Raw genomic sequence first — 6773 nt, forward strand, 5'->3', positions numbered from 1 at the left:
AACGGAACAGAGAACCGGTGCAGCCGTCAAAGGCTTTGACGCGGCGTGAGCAGAGCTCGTGATGTCCCGACCCGGATCACGGGTGAGGGCCACCAGAGCGATCGGTGGCGGTGGCGATGCTTCGCTCAGAGATGGGTTGCCGGACTTCTGCCACCTGACGGTCCGTCAAGCTGCTGTCGCATCAAATACCGGATGCACTGCGGCAGTACCGGAAGGGCAGGGCGGGCGTGACGATCGAACCAGCGACCGAACTCGAAGGCGGGGCGCACTCAGGGTGCCACATGCCCGGGTGGTGCCCTTGTCCGCCTCTCCGGCCACGTACACCGCAGCGGTCGAGCGGTATCCCACCGGAGCAGGGATCGCGAAATCCTCCGCGCGAACCCACCGGATCTCGCTGACGACGCGGGGATGGATGTTCATCGGTGTCCCGGCGCCGACCGACCCCACCGGACCGCACCAAGGCCCCGCCGAGAACCAGATCGCCACGCCGTGGCGGCTCGACGCCGCACTGCGGGAGAAGACGGGAGAAGACCTTCTGGAAGATGCTGCATGAGCCCACGGCTCGGGCCGATGAGGTGCTGTGTTTGAACGTGGAGGACCTGCCCCCGCAGGACAAGCGCGGCAAGATCACCTCCGACACCCACGGCGCCGGTGAGATCGTCTTCGGCCTCTTCCACCTCATGGGCCGCCAGTTCTCACCCCGCCTGGCCGACGCCGGCAGCGCCGCCCTCCACCGCACCGGCCTGGACGCCGACTGTGGCCCGCTCAGCCCCGTCACCTGTGACAAGATCAACTTCAAGCAAATCGCCATCTACTGGGACGAGTTGCTCCGCCTCGCCGGCTCCCTGTACTCCGGGACCATCAAAGCCTCCGAAGCCCTGCGCATCCTGGCCCCGGCGGCAAGCCCACCCCGACCGCCGAGCCCCGAACGGCCTTCACCACGGTCCAGAGGGCATCCCCGCCGGCTCGTCCTTGCCCGTACGCTGGGCGAGCCGGCGGCGGACCTTCTCGTACGACAAGCCCACCTGGCTGCCGATCTGCCCCAGCCCTCCGCCCTCGCCGAGGCCATCCCCTCTCCAAGGCCGCATCCGTCACCTCGCCCAGCGCCGCACGCAACTGGACGACCAGCCGCAGCCCGATCGCCGGGGCCGGCTCATCCAGACCAGCGCAGAACCGCACCACGTCCGCCTTCAGTAAGCCGAGCGTCGGGTCGTCGCTCACCCGCTCCCTAGAACAACCCGCCCTGCACCCCCGTCGGCCCCCGGAACTCCCGCACCGGCACGGTGCACCCCGTCCTCCTCGCGGGCCGAAGCTCCCAGCCGGTCATCAGCCGTGTGTCGAGCACGACGACCGCACCGTCCGTCATCAGGTGCAGATCGGGCCCGGCGACGGCGACCAGCTCACCGCTCACCACCCCGCCCGCGACGAGCTCGCCCACCTCGCCCACGGCGGGCGGCAGGCCGGCCAGCCCGAACACCCCGGCGTGATCGACGGGCCGGAACGGTTCCCGCTCCAGCGACTCCGGCCAGCCGCCGAGCGCGGTCGCCCGCCGGTGCAGCTCCTCGATCTCGGCGGCCCGCTCCGCCGCGGTGGCCGGCAGGGCGGACCGTACGGCCCGCTTCTCGGCGTACGGGATCCGGTCGGGGACCCCGAGCGCGGCGCGCAGCAGCTCCTCGGTGCGACGCGCGGCCATGAGCGGCCCCGTCCCGAGCCGGCTGAAACAGACGGCACCCTGCTCAAGCAGCCGCGCCGATCCCCGCGCGACGGCCGTGATCCCGACCTTGACCATGCCGGGCCCGAACCACGCCAGATAGACGTGGTACGGCCGCGGGTCGTCCGCGATCCTGTCCGCGGCCACGGAGTGTGCCCGCTCCAGCCGTGCGCACTCCTCGCACCGCGCCCCGGTGCTCCGCCCCGGCACGACCGCCCGGGCCGGACACGCGTGCCCCCGTGCTCCCACGCATGTCCGCCGTCCCCCTTCCGCGACCTCGAAGGCCACCCTTTTCCCCCGGTGCAGCGCACTCGGCCGCCCATCGTCCCACACCAGCACGGGACCGTCCCCCGACCACCGCAGCCCCGAGCACTTCCACACCCGCGCCATCACGTCCGAGCGTACGGGCCACCTCTGACACCGCCCGCGCATGACAGTGCCCGGGCCCCTGGCCCCGTGAGGCAACACGGTCCGGAACGCGGCTCGGTCGCCGCACGTCCCCGGACGCCGAGGCCTCCGTACGTCACTGCCGACGTCAGCCGCTGATGTCACCGGCCGCCGCCGGGGTGCCGATGTGCGCTCTCACCTCTCGCGGGGCCCTGTGCGCAGCAGGTCCGCGACGGCCTGCTCGGACCAGTGGCCGGCCGCGCCGGGGCAGGCCGCCACGTACGAGGCGATCGCGTCCGCGTCCCAGGCGCCGGCCGACAGCAGTCCGCCGGCCAGAAAGCGGACGTAGGCGGCCGACGGCGGGTTCCACCGCACGTCGTTCATGCCCCACGGGGCAGTGAAGGTGAGCACGGGCAAGCCGTCCATCCGGCCGGCGCAGACAAGGGTCTCGTACCGTCCCGGGCCCAGCACGGCCCGGCCGTGCGTGAGCGCGTCGGTCAGGTCGAGACGTGCGCCGGGCTCGCGGTACATCTCCTGAGCGGCGATGTCGGAGAACTGCTCGGCCGACACCAGATGGGCCCGCGCCAGGACCCGCCCGTCGGCCCGCGGCTCGTAGAAGGCCCTGCCGCCTCCCCACACCGGCGACTCGGTGGCGAAGTACAGGGCGCCGGTGAGCTCGACCGGGACGGACCGCGCGGGCATCCGGGGGTCGCGGCACCCCGGATACGCCCGGGCGGCTCCCGGCGGCCGGCCGCCCCGGATGTAGAAGGCGAGCCGGTCACGATCCGTGTTCGAGCCGTAGGACGTGTACCACACCCACTCCGGGCGTGGATCGGCCGGCAACGCCGGGTCGATGGTGTCCAGGGCGCTCACGCCTGCCGACTCCCAAAGAACGTGCTCAAGAACGTGCTCGGTCCGTGGAACGTCGTACGACGCCGTCTTCGGCATCTTGGCGACCAAGGGTCGCCGCCCGGGCCCTCACCACCGGCAGCCAGGGCGAGAAGGCCCACCTCCACCCTCCGCAAAGCCGTGATCACGCACAACCGCGTCCACGGCCGGGGTGTGCCGCTGCTCTGTCGACGGCGGCCGGGGCGACGCGGACGGCGGGGCGGTGGGACAACCGCCCGAGCGGCCCCGCACAAACGACACCGACGCCCCGCAACGCCAGAGGCCCCGGATCGCTCCAGGGCCTCTGATCTGTGCGCACTCGGCAGGATTCGAACCTGCAACCTTCTGATCCGTAGTCAGATGCTCTATCCGTTAAGCTACGAGTGCTTGTTCTGTTGTGCTGCCTCCGCTCCCGGCCCTCCGGGCCGCTCGCGGCGACAGGAAGAACTTTACATGACTCCCGCCGTCATGTGAAATCCATTCCCCCCGGCCCCTACGACCTGCGTAAACAAGGCCCGGATGAGGCAGAACCTCGGATCGCCATGAGGCAGCCCCCGAATGGCCGAAGCCCCGGCCGGAACCGGCCGGGGCTTCGATGATCGCAAGCGGAGGCGGAGGGATTTGAACCCTCGATGGGCTTTAAGGCCCAAACCGCATTAGCAGTGCGGCGCCATAGACCGGACTAGGCGACGCCTCCAGCACCACCGCTCACGCAGGCGCGCGAAGGGTGTGTGCAGATGATGGCACAGTCACGTGGGGTGCCACCAATCGCCCCCCACGGTACTAGGCAGGCGGGGCCCAGGGCAAAGCCCTTGTCGTGGCGACAGTCGTAGTGTCGGGCGCGGTGTCGGGCGCGGCACCGGGTGCGGCACCGGGTGCGGCCGTCGGGCACGGGCCGGCAGAACGGCATGAGGAACGCAACTTCTCGGGCGGCGCCGCGTTGATCCGGGCATGGTGCAGCTCTGCTTCCTTCCGCCGCGGCGCTTCGCCGTCTCCTCGGCGCTTCTCCTCGGTCTCCTCGCTCCCCTGGCCGGGCCGGCGCCGCTGTCCGCCCCGCCCGCCGCCGCCTCGCCCGCCGCACCGTCCCCCGTGCGGGACGGGAACCGGACCGGCGATCACCTCGTCGTCACCGTGCGGTACGCGGGCGAGGGCAGGGACGGGACGTACGTGCTGTCCTGCCACCCCGCCGGCGGCAGCCACCCGGACGCGCGAGGTGCCTGCGACGTGCTCGACCGGAACACGCACGAAGGGCGGGAGGTCTTCGAGCCCGTGCCGGAGGGCAGCCTCTGCACCCTGCAGTACGGCGGCCCGGCCACCGCCCGTGTCACCGGTACCTGGGCCGGGCGGCCCGTCGACGCGTCCTACGACCGCGGCGACGGATGCCGGATCAGCCGCTGGAACCGGCTCGTGCCGCTCCTGCCCGACCCCGACGCCCCGAAAGGCGCCTGGAAGCGGTAGAGGTCCTGCGAAGACCGTGTGCGGCGAAACCGTACGGTCATGAGTTCGACCCCGACTTCATCGTGCGACCTCCCTCTCATCCGGCGTCGCGAGCGCAACGTCTGCGCATAGACTCCCTCGCGTGACACGCTGCGGGCCGGTTGGCAAGATGGCCACGCGGTCGGCAAGGTGCGGTGACAGGGAGGAAGCGTCTCGTGAGCAGCAGGCCATCCCGAGGCGCTGCTCGCCTCGCTGCCATACTCGACGCGCTGCCCGACGCCTTGGTGCTGGTCAACGCCAACGGCACCGTCGTGAACGCCAACACCATCGCCCTGGAGACGTTCGAGGCGCCGGGGACGGCGCTCGTGGGGCGCGGGCTGCTCGACCTGCTGCCGCAGTTCGACTCCAAGCTGATCCCCGGCTCCATGCGCCGGCCCGACCACATCGACCCGCGCGGGCGCACCAAGCCGACCCGGATGATCGCGCGGCGGACCGACGGGACCGAGTTCCCCGTCGAGGTCACGAGCGCGAACCTGGAAAGCGGCCAGCAGGCCTACGACTCGTCCGGCTACACCGGCGACGAGCTGCTGATGCTGGTCGTCCGCGACCTGTCCGGCACCATCGACACCGAGGCCGAGCTGGCCCGTTCGCAGCGGCAGACCGAGATGATCCTGCGGGCCGCCGCCGAGGGTGTCGTGGGGACCGACACCGACGGACGGATCGTGCTCGTCAACCCGGCCGCCGCCCAGATACTCGGCTACCGGGCCGGCGAACTCGGCGGGCGTGAACTGCACACCCTCGTCCTGCACTCGCGCGCCGACGGCTCGCCCTTCCCGTACGAGGAGTCCCCGCTCGCCGACACCCTGCGCTCCGGGCGCAAGCACCGGGTGCGGGGGCAGGTGCTGTGGTCCAAGGCCGGCGAGAAGGTGCCCGTCGATCTGACCACCGCGCCGGTGCGCGACGGCGACCAGCTCGTCGGCGCCGTCATGACCTTCACCGACCGGCGCCCCTACGACGCGCTCGCCGAGGAGAAGGCCGCCGCGGAGAAGCGGCACAAGGAGGAGCTGGAGCGGCTGGCCGAGGAGCACGCCTCCGAGCTCACCGCCCTGCGCCAGCAGCATGTCACCGAGATCGAGGAGCTCACCGAGCGGCACAAGGAGGAGCTCACCGAGCGCGAGGAGCGGCACAAGGAGGAGCTCGCCGCGCACGAGGAGCGGTACGCCGCGCTCGGTGAACGGGAGAAGGACCGCTACGAGGCGCTCTCCGCCCGGTACGAACAGCTGCTCACCCTGCTCGGCAGCTCCCTGCGCGGGCCCCTGGAGGAACTGCGCCGTGAGCTGTCCACCCTCGCCGCCGACGACGCCGGACAGCTGTGGCCCGAGGCCAACCAGGTGCTGCACTACCTGGCGGCCGGTTACTCGAGGATCACCACCCTCATCGACAACGTCCTCGGCTACCAGCGCCTCGACGACGGCAGCGAGCAGCTCACCCGGACGAAGGTCATGCTCGACGCGGTCGTCGCCGCCGGTGTCGACGGGGCCGTCGAGCTGATCGGACCCGGCCGGGTGCAGTTCGCCGTGCACGCGCCGCCCATCGAGGCCGAGGTCGACCCGCAGCGCCTGGCGACCGCGCTCGCCCACCTCGTCGCGGACGTGGCCGGCGTCGACGCGACCGGCAACGCGCCCGTGTCGGCGGGCGGCTACATGGACAACACCATCGTGGTGGCGGCGGCGCAGCGCGGCGAGGTCGTACGGATCGAGGTGCGCGGACCGTACGCCGGGGGAGACCCGGTGCACGAGCCGATCGTGCGGGGGATCGTCCGGGCGCACGGCGGTGTGCTGCAGACGCACGAGGTGCCCGGAATGAGCGGCAGCGCCTACGTCCTGGAGGTGCCGCTCGGCAGTGGCGCGGGCGTCGTTCCGATGGAGGCCCGCAATCAGCTCCCGGCGGCCGGCGCGGAGGAGAGCGCCCCCGCGGAGGCCGCCGTGCCCGGTCAGCGTGCGGGCGGCGGACGGCGGCGTGCCCGCCGGGCCTCCACGGACGCGTTCCTGGGGGACGGCGCGGACGAGGCCGCCGGTGCCCAGGCCGCTCCGACCGGGCGGCGCAGGCGGCGCGCGGCCGAGGAGCCCCAGGAGGCCGCGCAGCTCCCGGCCCAGGCCTCGGAGATCCCCAGCGGTACGGGGCGGCGGCGCAGGCGGCCCGCCGAGGAGACGGCACCCGTGTCCGAGGGTGCCGTGGTCACCGCGGCCGAGCATGCCGCGGGCACGGCGGCCTCGGGTGCGGGGCTGGGCGGTACGGTGCCGCCGCAGGGCGTGGCCGCACCCACCGGCCGGCGGGCCCGGCACGGGGC

At 72.5% G+C, this 6773-nt stretch carries 6 protein-coding genes and 2 tRNA genes; 4 read left to right on the top strand and 4 right to left on the bottom strand.

Annotated features, from left to right (window positions below; translation table 11 throughout):
• The first annotated feature begins 412 nt into the window (after nt 1-412).
• A complete protein-coding gene (locus tag ABD224_RS26160) occupies nt 413-553 on the top strand; it encodes a hypothetical protein (protein WP_344054160.1) in 141 nt (46 codons plus the stop codon).
• A 127-nt stretch (nt 554-680) separates the two neighbouring features.
• The gene (locus tag ABD224_RS29515) at nt 681-1232 is read left to right on the top strand and encodes a Tn3 family transposase (RefSeq protein ID WP_425581055.1); all 552 of its coding nucleotides are present in this window, start codon (nt 681-683) and stop codon (nt 1230-1232) included.
• Here the strand turns inward: ABD224_RS29515 and ABD224_RS26165 are convergent.
• From ABD224_RS26165 to ABD224_RS26180, 4 genes are all read right to left on the bottom strand, one after another.
• Nucleotides 1229-2101 carry a DUF2797 domain-containing protein gene (locus tag ABD224_RS26165; protein ID WP_344054162.1) on the bottom strand — a complete coding sequence of 291 codons (873 nt, stop codon included), beginning with the start codon at nt 2099-2101 and terminating at the stop codon, nt 1229-1231. The two genes, ABD224_RS29515 and ABD224_RS26165, sit on opposite strands and share 4 nt — an antisense overlap.
• Before the next feature lie 192 nt (nt 2102-2293).
• The gene (locus ABD224_RS26170; RefSeq protein WP_344054164.1) at nt 2294-2971 is read right to left on the bottom strand and encodes a histone deacetylase; all 678 of its coding nucleotides are present in this window, start codon (nt 2969-2971) and stop codon (nt 2294-2296) included.
• Nucleotides 2972-3300: 329 nt separating this feature from the next.
• Nucleotides 3301-3373 (bottom strand) — tRNA-Arg (locus tag ABD224_RS26175).
• 219 nt (nt 3374-3592) lie between these two features.
• Nucleotides 3593-3683 (bottom strand) — tRNA-Ser (locus ABD224_RS26180).
• Nucleotides 3684-3937: 254 nt separating this feature from the next.
• Here ABD224_RS26180 and ABD224_RS26185 point away from each other — a divergent pair.
• Both ABD224_RS26185 and ABD224_RS26190 read left to right on the top strand, forming a co-directional pair.
• Nucleotides 3938-4444: an SSI family serine proteinase inhibitor gene (locus tag ABD224_RS26185; RefSeq protein ID WP_344054166.1), complete on the top strand. Its 507-nt coding sequence runs from the start codon at nt 3938-3940 to the stop codon at nt 4442-4444.
• 194 nt (nt 4445-4638) lie between these two features.
• The coding region (locus tag ABD224_RS26190; RefSeq protein WP_344054168.1) for a PAS domain-containing protein at nt 4639-6773 on the top strand (2135 nt) is incomplete at its 3' end.

Origin of the sequence: Streptomyces thermoalcalitolerans (assembly GCF_039525155.1) — a bacterium.
Classification (GTDB): domain Bacteria; phylum Actinomycetota; class Actinomycetes; order Streptomycetales; family Streptomycetaceae; genus Streptomyces; species Streptomyces thermovulgaris.